This is a genomic window from Streptomyces rectiviolaceus, assembly GCF_039533825.1.
Taxonomy (GTDB): domain Bacteria; phylum Actinomycetota; class Actinomycetes; order Streptomycetales; family Streptomycetaceae; genus Streptomyces; species Streptomyces rectiviolaceus.
Genome location: NZ_BAAAUG010000003.1, coordinates 23,174 through 38,902, shown reverse-complemented (window position 1 = coordinate 38,902; position 15,729 = coordinate 23,174). Strand labels below are relative to the sequence as shown.

Annotated in this window: 9 protein-coding genes; 5 read left to right on the top strand and 4 right to left on the bottom strand. The window is 69.3% G+C overall.

Annotated features, from left to right (window positions below; translation table 11 throughout):
* From ABD378_RS00220 to ABD378_RS00210, 3 genes are all read right to left on the bottom strand, one after another.
* A partial coding sequence (locus ABD378_RS00220) for an alpha-amylase family glycosyl hydrolase (RefSeq protein WP_344518162.1) occupies positions 1-376 on the bottom strand: 376 nt, incomplete at its 3' end.
* Complete coding sequence (locus ABD378_RS00215; RefSeq protein WP_425583802.1) at positions 373-2,565, bottom strand: alpha-1,4-glucan--maltose-1-phosphate maltosyltransferase; 2,193 nt, start codon at positions 2,563-2,565, stop codon at positions 373-375. The genes ABD378_RS00215 and ABD378_RS00220, both read right to left, overlap by 4 nt.
* Positions 2,566-2,878: 313 nt before the next feature.
* Positions 2,879-4,093 (bottom strand): S8 family peptidase, encoded by a 1,215-nt coding sequence (locus ABD378_RS00210; protein ID WP_344518161.1) that lies wholly within the window; start codon positions 4,091-4,093, stop codon positions 2,879-2,881.
* A gap of 295 nt (positions 4,094-4,388) precedes the next feature.
* On the opposite strand from ABD378_RS00210, the gene ABD378_RS00205 reads away from it, so the two are divergent.
* The gene (locus tag ABD378_RS00205) at positions 4,389-4,853 is read left to right on the top strand and encodes a nuclear transport factor 2 family protein (RefSeq protein ID WP_344518160.1); all 465 of its coding nucleotides are present in this window, start codon (positions 4,389-4,391) and stop codon (positions 4,851-4,853) included.
* A gap of 11 nt (positions 4,854-4,864) precedes the next feature.
* Here the strand turns inward: ABD378_RS00205 and ABD378_RS00200 are convergent, their stop codons facing one another.
* Positions 4,865-6,775 (bottom strand): NHL domain-containing protein, encoded by a 1,911-nt coding sequence (locus tag ABD378_RS00200; RefSeq protein ID WP_344518159.1) that lies wholly within the window; start codon positions 6,773-6,775, stop codon positions 4,865-4,867.
* Between the two features lie 423 nt (positions 6,776-7,198).
* Here ABD378_RS00200 and ABD378_RS00195 point away from each other — a divergent pair, with 423 nt between their 5' ends.
* The 4 genes from ABD378_RS00195 (at position 7,199) to ABD378_RS00180 (ending at position 15,729) form a co-directional block, all read left to right on the top strand.
* Positions 7,199-7,552: a hypothetical protein gene (locus tag ABD378_RS00195; RefSeq protein ID WP_344518158.1), complete on the top strand. Its 354-nt coding sequence runs from the start codon at positions 7,199-7,201 to the stop codon at positions 7,550-7,552.
* A 383-nt stretch (positions 7,553-7,935) separates the two neighbouring features.
* The gene (locus tag ABD378_RS00190) at positions 7,936-8,211 is read left to right on the top strand and encodes an IPT/TIG domain-containing protein (RefSeq protein WP_344518157.1); all 276 of its coding nucleotides are present in this window, start codon (positions 7,936-7,938) and stop codon (positions 8,209-8,211) included.
* Between the two features lie 185 nt (positions 8,212-8,396).
* The gene (glgP, locus tag ABD378_RS00185) at positions 8,397-11,030 is read left to right on the top strand and encodes an alpha-glucan family phosphorylase (RefSeq protein ID WP_344518156.1); all 2,634 of its coding nucleotides are present in this window, start codon (positions 8,397-8,399) and stop codon (positions 11,028-11,030) included.
* A 217-nt stretch (positions 11,031-11,247) separates the two neighbouring features.
* Complete coding sequence (locus ABD378_RS00180) at positions 11,248-15,729, top strand: RHS repeat-associated core domain-containing protein (protein ID WP_344518155.1); 4,482 nt, start codon at positions 11,248-11,250, stop codon at positions 15,727-15,729.

Sequence of the window (15,729 nt, the reverse complement as noted above, 5' to 3'; positions counted from 1 at the left end):
GCTGATCGCTGGTGTGGTTCATCACGAAGTCGATGATCACGCGCATGCCCCGCTGATGAGCGGAGTCCACGAACTCCACGAAGTCGGCGAGATCGCCGAAGTCGGGAAGGACCGCGGTGTAGTCCGAGACGTCGTAACCGCCGTCCCTCAGTGGGGACTTGAAGAACGGCGGCAGCCACAGGCAGTCCACGCCCAGCCACTGCAGATAGTCCAGCTTGGAGGTGATGCCCTTGAGGTCGCCGATGCCGTCGCCGTTGCTGTCCTGGAAGGAGCGGACGAGGACCTCGTAGAACACGGCGCGCTTGAACCACTCGGGGTCTCGGTCCTTGGCGGGCGTGTCCTCGAATGTGTCCTGGACGGGCTCATTGATGATCATGGTGTGGGTGACCCTCCGATCAACGGTGAGGACGGTCGCAGGACACGGAAGATGTGCGCGGGCGTGCGGCCCGGCTCGAGGCGCACATAGTTGGCCCTGCCCCAGTGGTAGGTGTCGCCGGTGAGCTCGTCGCGCACCGGCACGGTCTCGTGCCAGTGGAGGCCGAGTTTCGGCATGTCCAACGAGACCGTGGCTTCCTGGGTGTGGTGGGCGTCGAGGTTCACGACCACCAGAACCGTGTTCGATCCGTCCGTGTCGTCGGCCGTCTTCGAGTACGCGATCACCGCTTCCTGGTCCGTGGGGTGGAAGTGCAGGTCACGCAATTGCCGCAGGGCGGGATTGGCGCGCCGTACGCGGTTCAGCGTGGTGATGAGGGGCGCGATGGTGGAGCCGGTGCGCTCTGCCGACTCCCAGTCGCGCGGGCGCAGTTGGTACTTCTCTGAGTCCAGATACTCCTCGCTGCCTGCCCGCGCCGGGGCGTTCTCGCACAGTTCGTAGCCGCTGTAGACGCCCCACGTCGGCGCGAGGGTCGCGGCGAGCACCGCGCGGACCTCGAAGGCGGGACGTCCGCCGTTCTGGAGGTAGGCGTGCAGGATGTCCGGGGTGTTCACGAAGAAGTTCGGCCGGAGGTAATGGGCGGTCTCGGTGGCCAACTCACTGAGATAGTCGGTCAGTTCAGCCTTGTCGTTGCGCCAGGTGAAGTAGGTGTAGGACTGCTGGAAGCCGATGGCTGCGAGGGTGCGCATCATGGCCGGGCGGGTGAAGGCCTCCGCCAGGAAGATGACGTCGGGGTCGGTGCGGTTGATGTCGCCGAGTACTTCTTCCCAGAAGGCGACGGGTTTGGTGTGGGGGTTGTCGACGCGGAAGATGCGTACGCCGTGGGCCATCCAGAAGCGCAGCAGGCGCAGGGTCTCGGCGATCAGGCCGGGCATGTCGCGGTCGAAGGCCAGGGGGTAGATGTCCTGGTATTTCTTCGGGGGGTTCTCCGCGTAGGCGATGGTGCCGTCGGCGCGGTGGGCGAACCACTCGGGGTGTTTGTCGACCCAGGGGTGGTCGGGGGAGCACTGCAGGGCGAAGTCCAGGGCGACTTCGAGGTCCAGGGCGGTGGCGCGGCGTACGAAGGCGTCGAAGTCGTCGATGGTGCCCAGGTCGGGGTGGATGGCGTCGTGGCCGCCCTCGGGGGAGCCGATGGCCCAGGGCACGCCGACGTCGTGCGGTCCGGGGGACAGGGAGTTGTTGGCGCCCTTGCGGTAGGTGGTGCCGATGGGGTGGATGGGCGGGAGGTAGACGACGTCGAAGCCCATCGCGGCGATGGCCGGGAGTCGTTCGGACGCGGTGCGGAACGTGCCCGACCTCGGAGGCTCGCCCTCCCGGAGGACGGCGCCCTCCGAGCGCGGGAAGAACTCGTACCAGGACCCGAACAGGGCACGGGGCCGCTCCACGAGCAGCGGCAACCGCTGTGACTCCGTGACGAGTTCGCGCAGCGGGTGCTCGGCGAGGACCGCGTCCACCTCCGGGGTGAGGGCGGCGGCAAGGCGGGCCGCGACGGGGCGCTCCTTGTCACGAAGGGCCTCGGCGGCGGCGAGGAGGGTGGCGCAGCGGCCCTTGCTCGCCGGAGCGTCGGCGGCGGCGCGTTCGTGCAGGCGGGCGCCTTCCTCCAGGACGAGTTCGGTGTCGATGCCCGCCGGTATCTTGATGTTCGCGTGGTGCCGCCACTGGGTGAGGGGATCGCCCCACGCCTCAACGGTGTACGTCCAGTTCCCCTCCGCGTCCGCGGTGACGTCCGCGCCCCACCGGTCGGTGCCGGGGGACAGCTCGCGCATCGGCGTCCATGGTCCCTCTCGCCCCTGTGGATCGCGCAGGACCACATTGGCGGCGACCGCCTCGTGCCCTTCACGGAAGACGGTGGCGGTGACCTGGAAGGTCTCGCCCACCACGGCCTTGGCGGGCCGTCGCCCGCCGTGCACGAGGGGCGCGACGTCGAGGACGGGAATGCGGCCGGTGAGGGGGCCGGGCGGGGTTGATCGCGGGGGTGGGCCCTGCGGGTGCTGCTCTTCCTCCGGAAGCTGCTCTTCCTCAGGGTGCTGCGCGTCCTGGGGTTGCTGCGCGTCCTGCTGTGGTGCCGGGGTCTTGGGCACCCTGGTAGGGGCCTTTCCCGAGGGCTTCGCCGACGGGCGAGTTGAGGGCATGACCGCTCCTGTCCGCGTTACATAAGTGGGGCGGATACGGGGGTGTGGAGGGGTTCTGCGACTTCGTGCCGCGCTGTTGGCTGTACCGGAGCCGTGACTGACCGTACTGAGCCGTGTGCGTACCGGGGGAGCCTTCCCACCAACTTAGGGTGGGCAATCCGGCGCTTTGTTAACTACTGGTGCGTAAGGCCGCATACAAGACCGGCGTGCTATCGAGGGTGCTTCGGGTTGGCGCCGGAGGCAAGGCCGTGGCCGCGCACGCAGAACCGGCCCCGCCGTGTGCGGCGGGGCCGGTTCCGTGATGCGCTGTGCCCTACGGGTTGTTGACCTGCAGCAACTTGTTCGGCGAGCCGAGACCGGCGCCGGTCACCTTGCCCGGCACTGCCCGGTCGGCCAGTGCCTTGCTCACAGCGGCCGGGGTGGCCGAGGGGTGATCGGCGAGGTAGAGCGCCGCCGCGCCCGCCACGTGCGGCGAGGCCATCGACGTACCCGAGATGGTGTCCGTGGCGGAGTCGTTCGTGTTCCACGCGGACGTGATGTCGACGCCCGGCGCGAACAGGTCCAGGCTGCTGCCCCAGTTGGAGAAGCTCGCCTTGGCGTCCTTGATGTCGCTCGCGCCGACGGTGACCGCTTCCTTCACGCGGGCCGGTGAGAACAGGAAGGCGGGAAGCCCGTCGTTCCCGGCGGCGACCGTGTAAGTGACCCCGGACGCGATCGAGTTGCGCACGGCCGCGTCCAGCTGGGCGTTGGCCGTGCCACCGAGACTCAGGTTGGCGACGGCGGGCTTCTTGGCGTTCTTCGTCACCCAGTCGATGCCGGCGATGACCTGAGCGGTCGTCCCCGACCCCGCGTCGTCGAGCACACGGACGCCCACGACATTCGCCTTCTTGGCGACGCCGTGGCTCTCGCCCGCGACGGTCGCGGAGACGTGCGTGCCGTGCCCGTTGCCGTCCTGCGCCGTGGCGTCGTTGTCGATGAAGTCCCAGCCGCTGCTCGCACGGCCGCCGAAGTCCTCGTGGGACGTGCGGATGCCGGTGTCGATGACGTACGCGGTCACGCCCTGCCCCGAGGACTCGGGCGAGGTGTAGGACTTGTCGAGCGGCAGACCGTTCTGGTCGATCCGGTCGAGCCCCCAGGAGGGCGGGTCCTTCTGGGTGTGGTTCAGGGACACGGTGCTGTCCTGGACGACGGAGGCGACCTGCGAGTCCCCCGCGAGCTTCTTGGCCTGGTCCGAACCGGCCTTCACCGCGTATCCGTTGAGCGCGGTGCTGTAGGTGTGACGTATCTTCGCCCCGTACTTCGCTGCGAGGCCCTTGCCCGCGTCCGACGGGGCCGAGGTCCCGCCCTTGAGCGTGACGATGTAACTCCCGCTGATGGAACCGGGCTCCCCGGCGCCGATTATCTCCCCCAGCGGGGCATCGGCGGGAGCGGCGTGTGCGGGCAGCGTGATGGCCGAAAGCACCGCCGCCGTGGTGGCGGCGGTAACGGCCCCAGCCCACCGCAAACGCTTCGTTCGCGTCAGAGTCATACGCTGGTTTCCCTCCCCAACTTGACGTGCGCATCGTGGAGTTGGACCGGTATGTGCCGGAATCCCCGTATCTCCACAGGCGCCACTTGGCAGCCTCTCGTGCGGCGTGAGGCCCTACAAGACCACAGGGCAGGGGGGAATCGGCCATATCGCCCGTGGGGGTGCTGTGAGGGTTGCGCCGATTTTCGGACGGGTTCAGGATGCCTTCGATGGTTGCGGGATCATGGAGTGACCGTCGCAGGTCGACGTCCGATTGCCGCCGGTGCAAAGCCACCGGATTCGGCACGGTGGTGGCATGACCACCCAGCACACGGCAGACGCGCAGGATTCGACGGCCGTCCTGACCGGCATGTACGACGCGGAGTCCCGCTATCTGGCGGCAGGCGGCCCAGGCAGGGCCTCGTTCGACCTGCTCGCCCCCTATTTCGCCCCCGATGTCGTGATGCACCAGGCGGAGTCCCTCCCGTACGGCGGCATCTGGCGCGGCCACGACGGCATGACGCGCTTCTTCATCGCCATGAGCGAGACGTGGGAGAGCTTCGAGATCGGCGAGCAGGAGTTCCTGGCCACGGGCGAGACGGCGGTCGTCCACACCCAGGTCCGCGCGAGGGCCCGCGCCACGGGGCGTGAACTCGCCTTCCCCGTACTGCAGACGATCACTGTGCGGGGCGGGCGGATCGCGGAGGTGCGGCCGTTCTACTGGGACACGGCGGCGATCGTCGCGGCGTGCGGCGGGCCGCCGGTCGTCCGCGGTGGGTAGCGGCTGCTCCATCACCCGCCCGCCGTCACGGTCGCCTCCAGCGGAACGGGCAGATGCCTGCCGAACGTCGCGAGTCCGTCGGCGTGGGTACCGGCCGCGGCTCCGGGCAGCACGCGGACCGGCAGGCTGTAGAGGAGCGGGTACCGGTCGGACGGGCCCGTGTTCACGTGCGGTTCGTCGGTGACGACGATGCGGGCGCCGCCGTTGTCGATGGAGTACGTGCTGAGCGGCTCGGCGGGGCCTCCGCCGAGGTACGTGCGGGTCGGTGCGTGCGGGAAGTCGACGAAGACGAAGTCCGTGGGGGCGTCGAAGGTCAGGAGGATCCGGCCGGGCTTGACCGGCTGGTCGTGGCTCGCCCGGCAGACGACGTCGATCGTGCTGTCGTGGCCGGGGGCCGCCGCGGTCGTGCCCTCCTGGCGGATGTCGAGCCCGGTCTCGTCACTCGGGGCGAAGGGCTCGCTGACCTTGACGGCGAGCGGGTACACCAGGTCGTTGAAGTCCGGTGCGCCGCTGTAGTGGATCCGCGCCGTGCAGCGGTAGACGCCCTCGGGTGTCCCTTCGGGGGTGACGACCGTGAACCTGCCGTCCAGGGCGCCCACTTGGGGCAGCAGCCGCTGGCCGGGGAAGGTGCGGACGAGCGGGCTCGGACCCCCCGCCACCGGGACCAGACCATCGGCGAGCGTCAGGGTGACGGTGATGTCCCGGCCGTCGACCGGTGCGGAGCCGCGGTTCTCGACCCACACCCCGAGATCGAACTCCTGGCCGGTCTGCACGAAGTACGGATCGACGACCACGCCGCGCAGATCGACCGGGGGCGGCGTCGGCCGAACGGCCCCGGCCACCTCACGCACCCGGTTGTTGCCGCGCTCGCCGATGTACACGTTCCCGTCGCGGTCCAGGGCGAGGCCGTGCGGCATGGACAGCGGCGTCGTGCGCGCCACGACGTTCTCCCCCGCGTAGCCGCGGCGGCCGTTGCCCGCGACGGTGTGGATGAGCCCGTCCGGGGTGACCCGGCAGACGCGGTCGTACCCGGCGTCGGCGACCAGGAGGTCCCCCGCCCCGTCGACCGCCACCGCACAGGGGGAGTTGAGGCGGGTCTCGACGGCGACCCCGCCCTCGCGGAAGTCGCCCCCGCCGTCGCGCTGCCCCGCGACGGTGGTGATGGTGCCGTCGGAGGCGTTCACCTTGCGGACCCGTCCGGCGTAGCTGTCGCGCTCGGCGATGTAGAGGTTGCCGTCGTCGTCCACCGCGATCCCCTCGGCGAAGGAGAGGCTCGCGTCGGTGGCGGCGATGCCGTCGTCGGGGCGTGGGCCGCCGCCCGCGACGGTCTCGATGGTGCCGCCGGGCCGTGTCACCCTGCGGACCCGGGAGTTGGCGGAGCCGTCCCGGTGCGCGATGTAGAGGGCGCCCGCGCGGTCCACCGCGAGGCCGGTCGGATGACCGACCCGGGCCTGCGCGGGATCCTTGCCGTCCCCGTCGCACCCGGGCTCGCCGGTGCCTGCGACCGTGGTGATGGTGCCGTCGGGGCTCACCCTGCGCACCCGGTGGTCCTCGGTGTCCGCGATGTAGAGGTTGCCGGCCCGGTCCATGGCCAGCGCGGTCGGCTTGGTGAGCCGCGCCTCGGTGGCGGGTCCGCCGTCGCCGGAGCCGCCGGGATCGCCGGTGCCCGCGACCGTGGTGATGACGCCGTGGGCATCCACGCGGCGTACGCGGCGGTTGACACTGTCGGCGACATAGAGGGTGCCTCCTCCTGTGCCGGGGGAGGTGCCGGGGGAGGGGGAGTCCCGGTCGTCCCGCACCACGCCGTGCGGCTCGTACAGTGCGGCCTCGGTCGCGGGCCCGTCGTCCCCGCTGAACGCCTGTACGCCGGTGCCCGCCACGGTGAAGATCGTGCCCTGCGTCACGGGTGCCCGAGTCGTCATCGCCATTGTTTCTCCTTCGGTCTCGTCCGGCCTTCCCGCATGCGTGCGCGTGAAGGTGAAGTTCTCCGGCGAAGTTAGCCCCGGAGAGTTCACCGGACAACGCCCGGTATTCGGTCACGCTTCCTGTCGCGACATGGCCGGAGGTGACTGCCGAATTCCTGGCCATGAATTGTTGCCGAGGGATGTGAGAACGGGACTCGCCGGGCTCATCGGATGCCTCAACTGCCCCTTGCCCCTCGCCGGTTCACCCTTGTTTCACGGTTGACCATTCTATAGTTGCGTACGCCACGAATGGCGCGTCGGAGGGTGTTCCTTTCGGGCCCGGACGGAGTCGCCTGAAGTCGACTTCTGCCTCTTGCCGGGCTTGTGTCATGGGCGCGAGAGTCGTGCCCCCAACGGTTCTCTCTTCTGGAGGTGGATGGCGTGGCATTGGCATTCGAAGTCGTGCAATTCGATACGGGAATCAGTCCGGCAGCAGTGGACGTGGAGCAGACGCGGGACGTGACCTTCCCCGGCAAGATCCGTGAGGACGCCGACGGCAACCCCGTCATCGACGTCGCGATCAGGTCGTACTCGTTCGCCGCCTACGTCAACGGCCAGCCGGAGGACTGGGAGCTCGGCGGCCAGACCCTCCGCCTCGAGGTGAGCCGCTCCGGTCACACGTCCGGTCAGATCACTCTCAGGATGAACATGCGTCCTCGTCTCAGCGAAGTACGGAACCCCGCCTATCAGTTCAAGGGAACCGTCGAGGCATTGGTCATGGCCGACCTGGTATAGCGAGAAGCCGGCAGCGCAAGAGCCCGTACCCGCAGGGGGTACGGGCTCTTTTCGTGCGCTCTCAGGAATTCTCCCGCAATGAATTCAGGACAGCCTTGCGTTCGGCATGCCGAGTCGCCAAGGCCGGCGGTGCGCAATACGGGCCAATCTCTTCAGGAGTGCGGCGTTCCGATTTCTGGGACTCCTGGCCGGGAGGGATGTGTGCGGGTGTCAAGTGGGCTGTCCGGGCCATTTCGGTAATGGGGTGGTGGATGTGGCGAGTTGGGGATGTGGGCAATTGTCACCACGAGATCGGATCGCTAGCGTCTCCATCCGTTGCATTCTTCTCGCGAACTTCCCCGCGCCGGCCCTTTCCGTCCGGCCGGGGAGAAACGGAGCAGAACATGCCGGAACTCCAGAGCGACCCGAGGCCCGAACTCATCCGCTTCGACCCCCCGTCGGGTCCCGTGGACGGCGGTCAGCAGGTGACGGTCCACGGCAACCACCTGCAGTACGTCATCGACATCTACTTCGACCACGACGCGTGCATCATCAAGGAGCAGCAGGCCACCAAGATGGTCCTCATCACCCCGTCCCACTCCGAGGGTCCGGTGTGGGTCGTCGCCGAGAGCAGCGGCGGCTACAGCAACGGGCTGCGCTTCCGCTACACCAGCGGCTGACGGCGGCCGGCAGCGGTACCGGCGGCTGAACGCCGCTGAAAGGCACCAGAGGGGTCCGGCCGTCGCCGGGCCCCTCTTTCCCGCGCTCCCCGTGCGCCGTGGTGACGGAGGACGGGCCGGGCTACCTTCGTACACGTTCCGTACGTACACGTTCCGCACGTACACGCCGTACGAAGGTGGAGACTGTGAAGGCCATCCGTCGATTCACCGTTCGTCCCGCCCTTCCCGAACCCCTCACCCCGCTCTCGGAGCTTGCGCGCAACCTGCGCTGGTCCTGGCACACCGCAACCCGTGAACTGTTCGAGGCCGTCGACCCCGGGCAGTGGGCCGCATCGGGCGGCGACCCCGTGCGGCTGCTCGGCAGCGTGCCGCCCGCGCGGCTCGCGCAGCTGGCCGGGGACGGGGACTTCCTGCGCCGCCTCGCCGAGGCCTCGGACAGTCTTCGCGAGTACGTCACCGGGGCCCGCTGGTACCAGGAGCAGTCCGCCGAGCGCGGCGGTGAACTGCCGCGCGCCGTCGCCTACTTCTCGCCCGAGTTCGGCATCACCGCCGCCCTTCCGCAGTACTCGGGCGGGCTCGGCATCCTCGCGGGCGACCACCTGAAGGCGGCGAGCGACCTCGGGCTTCCGCTCATCGGGGTCGGCCTTCTCTACCGGCACGGCTACTTCCACCAGTCCCTGTCCCGCGACGGCTGGCAGCAGGAGACCTACCCGGTACTCGACCCGAACGAGCTGCCCCTCTCCCTCCTGCGGGAGGCGGACGGCACCCCGAGCCTGGTGGCGATCGCCCTGCCCGGCGGACGCTCACTGCGCGCGCACGTCTGGCAGGCCAGTGTCGGGCGCGTACCGCTCCTGATGCTCGACTCGGACGTCGAGGAGAACGACACCGGCGCCCGCGAGGTGACCGACCGGCTCTACGGCGGCGGCAGCGAGCACCGGCTGCTCCAGGAGATGCTGCTCGGCATCGGCGGGGTGCGCGCCATCAGGACGTACTGCCGGCTGAGCGGGCACCCCGAGCCCGAGGTCTTCCACACGAACGAAGGCCACGCGGGCTTCCTCGGCCTGGAGCGAATCCATGAACTGGCCGCGCAGGGAGTCGATTTCGATGCCTCACTGGAAGCGGTCCGGGCCGGGACGGTCTTCACCACCCACACCCCCGTCCCCGCCGGGATCGACCGCTTCGACCGTGAGCTGGTCGCCCGGCACTTCGGCCCGCATGCCGAACTGCCCCGCATCGACGTCGAACGCATACTGCGGCTCGGCATGGAGACCTATCCCGGCGGTGAGCCCAACCTCTTCAACATGGCGGTGATGGGCCTGCGGCTCGGGCGCTGCGCCAACGGCGTCTCCACCCTGCACGGCAAGGTGAGCCGCGGGATGTTCGCGGGCCTGTGGCCGGGATTCGACCCCGAAGAGGTCCCGATCTCCTCCGTCACGAACGGCGTGCACGCCCCGACCTGGGTCGCCCCCGAGGTCTTCCGCCTCGGCGCCCGCCAGATCGGCGCGCAGCGCACCGAGGACGCGCTGTCGGTGGGCGGCTCGGACCGGTGGGACGCGGTCGCCGAGATCCAGGACGCGGACATCTGGGAGCTGCGGCGTGAGCTGCGGGGCCAGCTGGTGACGGAGGTCAGGCGGCGGCTGTACGCGTCGTGGCGTCAACGGGGCGCGGCAAGCGCGGAGTTGGGGTGGATCGATGACGTACTCGACCCGGACGTCCTGACGATCGGCTTCGCGCGCCGCGTCCCTTCGTACAAGCGCCTGACGCTGATGCTGCGGGACAGGGACCGGCTGATGGAGCTGCTCGCCCATCGGGAGCGGCCCGTGCAGATCGTGGTGGCGGGCAAGGCGCATCCGGCGGACGACGGGGGCAAGCGGCTCATCCAGGAGCTGGTGCGCTTCACGGACGACCCGCGGGTGCGGCACCGGATCGTGTTCCTGCCGGACTACGGCATGGCGATGGCGCAGAAGCTCTACCCCGGGTGCGACGTCTGGCTGAACAACCCCCTCCGTCCGCTTGAGGCGTGCGGGACGAGCGGGATGAAGGCGGCGCTGAACGGCTGCCTCAACCTGTCGGTCCTTGACGGCTGGTGGGACGAGTGGTTCGAGCCGGACTTCGGGTGGGCGATCCCCACGGCGGACGGGGCGGCGACGGACGACGACCGGCGGGACGATCTCGAGGCGGCGGCGCTGTACGACTTGCTGGAGCGCCGGATCGCCCCCCGCTTCTACGAGCAGGGGCCGGGGGGTCTTCCCGACCGGTGGATCGAGATGGTGCGGCGGACGCTGACCCGGCTGGGGCCGAAGGTCCTTGCGGGGCGGATGGTGCGTGACTATGTGGAGCAGCTGTACGTCCCCGCCGCGCGGGCGCATCGCACGCTGGGCGGGGCGGATGTCGCGGGGGATCTCGCGTCCTGGAAGGCGCGGGTCCGTGCGGCATGGCCGCGGGTCGCCGTCGACCACGTCGAGGCGTCGGCGACGGGGGCCACCGCCGAACTGGGGGCCACGCTCTCGTTGCGGGTCCGCGTCCATCTGGGCGAGCTGACCCCGGACGACGTGGAGGTCCAGACGATCGCGGGCCGCGTCGACCCCGAGGACTTCATCGCCGACGCGAGTCCGGTACCGCTGAAGCCGGTGGGCGGACCGGACGCGGAGGGCCGCCGCCTCTACGAGGGCCCACTGGCCCTGGACCGCACGGGGCCGTTCGGCTACACGGTGCGCATCCTCCCGTCGCATCGACTGCTGGCCAGCGGGGCGGAGCTGGGGCTCGTGGCTGTGCCTTCCGAGGGGACGGGGGAGGCTGCGGGCGTCTTGTTGCGGTAGGGCGAAACGGTGAGCAGTCTCCGGCCGCCCGTCTGCCTCCGGCCATGCTCCGGGCGGCCGCGGAGCTTAGGTTCACCGTCGTGAAACCGTGGGCCCCCGGGGTACCGTCACACCCCTGAAGAAGCCCTTGTCCCATGGGGAGTGGGACGTGAACCATCACCCGCTGAGTGAGTGCGCGCGATGGGGCAAGAGGCATGAGCACAACGGGGGTTGCGGCATGGCGGGGAATCGTCCGGCGGATTGGCATGTCCTGGACTTGGACAAGGACCCGACGCCCGGTGATCCGGACAGGGTTCGGAACCTGGCGAAGAATCTGCACGATTTCGCCGACGACGTGTCGAAGGTGCTCCGCGATATCAAGGGGATGGCGGGCGAGGACGCGATCCTCACCTGGGCGGGCAAGACGGCGGAGTCCTTCACGGCGGAGTTCGAGGATGCGCCGGGGAAGCTGAAGAAGCTCAAGAAGAGCTACGAGATGGCGGGCGACGCGCTGTCGACGTACTGGCCGGAGCTGGAGCGCGCCCAGGCGCTGGCGGACAAGGCCCTGGTCAAGGGGCGTGAGGCGCAAGGCGACTTGTCCTCCGCCCAGACCCGCCTAACGTCGGCGGACTCGTGGATGGACAAGGCGGGCAAGGAAGCCGACAAGTACAAGGACGACAAGGACTCCGGGAAGGACGTTCCGAAGCCGGATCCGGACAAGGTCAAGGCCGCCACCCGCAACGCCAACTCCGCCGAGAAGGCCCAGAGCGCCGCGAAGTCGGATGTCTCCGCGGCGAGGAGCAACCTCGATGCCGCGAAGAAGATGGCCGAGGACGCCCGCAAGATGCGCGAGGACGCGGCGGGCACGGCGAAGAAGAAGCTGGAGGACGCTTCCGACGCGGGTATTCAGAACCGTAAGTGGTGGGAGGAGGTCGGGGACTGGGTCACCGACAACTGGGACACCATCGTCGCCGTCTGCAAGGTCGTCGTCGCGGTCCTGGGCGTCATCGCCCTGATCGTCGGCGGGCCGATCCTCGGCGCCATCGTGCTGATTGCCGCCCTCGTCGTCCTGGCCGACACCCTCAACAAATACGCGAACGGGGAAGCCGGGCTACTGGACGTCGCGTTCGCCGCCCTGGACTGCATCCCCGGCATGAAGGCTCTGACCTCCCTCCGCGGCCTCGCCAAGGGCATGAAGGGCCTCAAGGCCGCCGCCCGCGGACTGCGCTCCGGGGGGCGGGGACTTCGCAACGCCCTCTCGGGCGGCATGAAGAAGGTGGCGGGCAAGGGCAAGCCGGCCAAGGGCCGCTGCAAGAACGGCGATCCCATCGACATGATCTCCGGCGAAATGCTCATGGAGCAGACCGACATCGCCCTGCCGGGCCTGCTCCCACTCGTCCTCGAGCGCACGCACCTGTCCACGTACCGCTGGGGCCGCTGGTACGGCGACTCATGGGCCTCGACGCTGGACGAGCGGGTCGAGATCGACGACGAAGGTCTGATCTACGTCACCGAGGACGGCCAGCTGCTGTCCTACCCCCACCCCGAACCCGGCGGTGAACCAGTGCTGCCCGCCCACGGCCCCCGCCGGCCGCTGAGCATCGACGGCGCAGGCACGGTCACGGCCACCGACCCGCACACCGGCCACGTCCGCCACTTCCTCCCCCCAGCCGGAGAACGACACGGAACCCTGCCCCTGCGAGCCATCACCGACCGCAACGGCAACCGCATCGACATCGACCACGACCCCACCGGCGCACCCACGGCGATACGCCACACCGGCGGCTACCACCTGAAGGTGGACACCGACGACAACCGCATCACCGCGCTGCGTCTGCTCACCTCCGGCAACGGCAACGGCACCGGCACCGAGGACGTCCCCGGCGGCACCCTGGTGGCCGCGTACGGCTACGACGAGGTCGGCAATCTGGCCGAGGTCCACAACTCGGCCGGGCCGAGGCTGCGTCTGGACTACGACGACCGGGCCCGCGTCACGTCCTGGACCGACAGCAATGACACCTGGTACCGCTTCACCTACGACGGCGAAGACCGCTGCGTCCGTGGCGAGAGCACCGCCGACCACCTGGCCTGCACCATCGAGTACCGCCCCGATGAGCAGGAGACCCGCTACACCGACGCCCTCGGCCAGACCACCGTCTACCGCTACAACGACCTCAGCCAGCTCCTCTCCGAGACGGACCCACTGGGCGGCACCGTCCACACCGAGTGGGACAGCTGGAACAACCTGGTCGCCCGTACCGACGCGCTGGGGCGCCGCACCGAAAACACCTGGGACGAGCACGGCAATCTGACCGCGACACATGCTCCGGACGGCACGTGCGCCAGTGCGGTGTACAACGACCTCAACCTGATGGTCGAGATCGTCGGTCCGGACGGCGCCGTCCAGCGCCAGACATGGGACCAGCAAGGCAACCGCACCAGCGTGACCGCCCCCGACGGCATGACTCACCACTTCTCCCACGACGCCACCGGAGCCGTGTCCACCATCACGGACCCCCTCGGCCACACCACCGGGCTGCGCTGCAACGCGGCGGGCCTGCCGCTGGAAGTCAGGGACCCGCTGGGCGCGGTGACCCGCTACGACCTAGACGCTTTCGGCCGCGCGAGCGCGATCACGGACCCGACGGGCGCGACCACGCGCCTTGAGTGGACGGTGGAGGGCAAGCTGGCGCGGCGCACGGAGGCGGACGGCTCGTCGGAGTCATGGACGTACGACGGCGAGGGCAACCGCACCTCGCACACGGACGCGATGGGCGCGACCACGACACACGAGTACACGCACTTCGACCTGATCGCGGCCCGCACGGACCCCGACGGCGCCCGCTACGAGTTCGCCCACGACACCCAGCTCCAGCTCCGCAAGGTCACCAACCCGCAGGGCCTCACCTGGAGTTACGAGTACGACCCGGCAGGTCGCCTGGTGGCGGAGACGGACTTCGACGACCACACACTGACGTACGCCCACGACGCGGCGGGCCAGTTGGTGACCCGTACGACGGCCACGGGCGACGAGATCATCTTCGAACGGGACGCGCTGGGCCGGACGGTCACGCAGAACGTGGCAGGCGCCGCGATCACGCGCTACACCTACGACGCGACAGGCGCCCTCACCGAGGCGGTGAGCCCGGACGTGACACTGACCCTGGAGAGGGACACGTCAGGGCGTCTGCTCTCGGAAACGGTCAACGGCCGCACCCTGACCCACACCTACGACGCACTGGGCCGCCGCACCCGCCGCACCACACCGTCCGGCGCGACGAGCACCTGGACGTACGACGCGGCAGGCCGTCGCACCGAACTGACCGCGTCCGGGCGACGGCTGGCGTTCACGCACGACGGGGCGGGCCGGGAACTCACCCGCACGGTCGGCGAGGCCCTGACACTGACGAACGTGTATGACGTCGCGGGCCGCCTCTCGAAACAGGAACTGATGGGCCCGGCCCGTACACGTATCCAGCACCGTGCGTACACGTACCGTGCGGACGACCATCTGACCGGCGTGGAGGACCAGCTCAACGGCACACGGCGCTTCGACCTCGACGCGGCAGGCCGAGTCACGGCGGTCCACGCGGCAGGCTGGACGGAAACCTACGCCTACGACGAGGCGGGCAACCAGACCGACGCCTCCTGGCCGACCCCCATGCCGGGCCAAGAGGCAACAGGCCCCCGCGCGTACACCGGCACCCGTATCACCGCAGCAGGCAACGTCCGCTACGAATACGACACGGCAGGCCGCACCACCCTGCGCCAGAAGACCCGCCTGTCCCGCAAACCCGACACCTGGCACTACGAATGGGACGCGGAAGACCGCCTCACATCCGTGGTGACCCCCGACGGCACAAGGTGGCGCTACCTCTACGACCCCCTGGGCCGCCGAGTGTCCAAACAGCGCATGACGGAACAGGGAGTGGCAGAACAGGGGGTGGCAGAACAGACCGACTTCACCTGGGACGACGTGACCCTCTGCGAACAGACGAGCCACACCCCGGGCGCACCGGAATCAGTGACCCTCACATGGGACCATGACGGACTGTGCCCCCTGGCCCAGACAGAGCGCAAACACCTCACCGACGAAGAAGTGGACGCCCGCTTCTACGCCATCGTCACCGACCTCGTCGGCACCCCGACCGAACTCCTGGACGAACAGGGCGACATCGCCTGGCGCTCCAGAACCACCCTCTGGGGCACCACGGTCTGGAACCGAGGCGCCACCGCCTACACACCACTGCGTTTCCCCGGCCAGTACTACGACCCCGAGACGGGGCTGCACTACAACTACTTCCGGCACTACGACCCCGAAACCGCCCGCTACCTCACCTCGGACCCGATCGGTCTCGCCGGTGGCTTCGCGCCGCACAGTTACGTTCCCAACCCGTTGATGTGGATCGACCCTCTGGGCCTTTCCCTCATGGACGAAAGCAAGAACGGCGTGCGCATCGTCGTGCACGAGTACGACGTCGACAAGCCGGCGCACGCTCACGTCACCGGTGGCGGGGGCCGCGAGGTCAGGATCGGGCCGAACGGCAAACCCCTCCACAACCAACCGGAGCTTTCGAGCAAGCAGCGACAAGCGGTGGAGCATTTCAAGCCGCAGATCAGGACCGCCGTCAGGAAGCTCGGCAGGCGAAGCCAGGCGGAGGAGCGGGCTGCGAAGGAGCAGCGCGCGGCCGCCGAGGCCGGCAAGAAACCCTGCAAGTAG